Here is a 1,778-nt window from a genome sequence, read left to right as displayed (position 1 = left end):
CCCCCTCCCTCCCCCGCCGCATCTCCGGTTACGCGCTGGACGCCCTGCTGCCCGAGCGCGGCACGGACCTCACCCGGGCCTTCACCGGCACCGAGGGCACCCTCGGGCTGATCACCGAGGCGACCGTCCGGCTCGTCGCCGCCCCCGGCGCCCGGGCGCTGGTGGTGCTCGGCTACCCCGACGAGGGCGCGGCCGCCGACGCCGCGCCCACGCTGCTGCCGTACGCGCCCCTGACCGTCGAGGGCATGGCGGCCGACCTGGTCCCGGGCCCGGACCGGGCCGGGCTGCCGAAGGGCACGGCCTGGCTCTTCGCCGAGGTCGGCGGGGCCACGCCCGGTGAGGCAGCGGCCCGGGCGGAGGAGCTCCGCCGCGCGGCCGCCGCCGGCGGCGCGAGCGGGCTCGCCGTGCTGACCGACCCGGCCGCCCAACGGGCCCTGTGGCGCGTGCGCGAGGACGCGGCCGGCACCGCGACCCGGCTGCCCGACGGCGGCGAGGCCTGGCCCGGCTGGGAGGACTGCGCCGTTCCGCCCGAGCGCCTCGGCTCGTACCTGCGGGAGTTCCGGGCGCTGCTGGGCCGCCACGGGCTGCGCGGGGCGCCCTTCGGGCACTTCGGCGAGGGCTGTGTGCACGTACGCCTCGACGTCGACCTGCTGAGCGCGGGGGGAGTGCGCCGCTACCGCGCCTTCTCCGGCGACATGGCGGATCTGGTCGTCGCGCACGGCGGCTCGCTCTCCGGCGAGCACGGCGACGGGCAGGCCCGGGCGGAGCTGCTCCCCCGGATGTACGGGACGGAGGCCGTCCGCCTCTTCGAGCGTTTCAAGGACCTCTGGGACCCGGCGGGCGGCCTCAATCCCGGGATGGTCGTCCGTCCCTACCCGCTGGACCGGAACCTCCGCTTCGAGGTGCTGCCCAGGAAGCCCGTCCCCGTGGAGTTCGGCTATCCGGAGGACGGCGGGGACTTCAGGGCGGCGGTCCGGCGGTGCGTCGGGGTGGCCAAGTGCCGGGAGACGACGGCCGGTACGGGCGTGATGTGCCCCTCCTACCGGGTCACCCGTGACGAGCGGCACTCCACCCGGGGCCGGGCCCGGCTGCTGCACGAGATGCTGGCGGGCGAGCTCGTCACGGACGGCTGGCGCTCGGAGGAGGTGCGCGAGGCCCTCGACCTCTGCCTGGGCTGCAAGGGCTGCCGCAGCGACTGCCCGGTGGGCGTGGACATGGCCACGTACAAGGCCGAGTTCCTCCACCACCACTACGCGGGCCGGCGACGGCCCGCGGCCCACTACACGATGGGATGGCTGCCGGTCTGGCTCCGCGCGGCCGCCGCCGTACGGGCCGCGCCCGTGCTCAACGGCCTGGCCCGGGTACGGCCGCTGGCGGCGGCCGCCAAACGGCTGGGCGGCATCGCCCCGGAACGCGACATCCCACCGCTGGCGGCGGAATCGTTCCTCCGCTGGTGGCGGGCGCGGGAACGAGCTGAGCGGGCGGGCGCCGAGCGGGCGCGGGAGCGTCGTGGCAGCGCTGCCCCGACAGGACACGCCCCGTCCGATGCCGCGAACCGCGTGATCCTTTTCCCCGACACCTTCACCGATCACCTCTCCCCCGGCGTCGCCCGCGCCGCCGTCGCCGTGTTCGAGGACGCCGGGCTGCAGGTGACCGTCCCGTCCCTGTCCGGAAGGCAGCGGCCGTGCTGCGGCCTGACCTGGCTGAGCACCGGCCAGCTCGACCGCGCCCGCGCCACCATGCGCCGGACACTCGACACGCTCGACGCCCTTGACGCC

General features: G+C 76.7%; 1 protein-coding gene. It reads left to right on the top strand.

Annotation, left to right across the window (positions count from 1 at the left end; translation table 11 throughout):
* The coding region (locus K6I33_RS34730; protein ID WP_229358781.1) for an FAD-binding and (Fe-S)-binding domain-containing protein at window positions 1-1,778 on the top strand (1,778 nt) is incomplete at both ends.

This window comes from Streptomyces sp. UNOB3_S3 (assembly GCF_020740895.1).
Classification (GTDB): Bacteria; Actinomycetota; Actinomycetes; order Streptomycetales; family Streptomycetaceae; genus Streptomyces.
The sequence above is the reverse complement of the archived record's forward strand: the minus strand, read 5'-3'. Positions and strand labels throughout refer to the sequence as shown.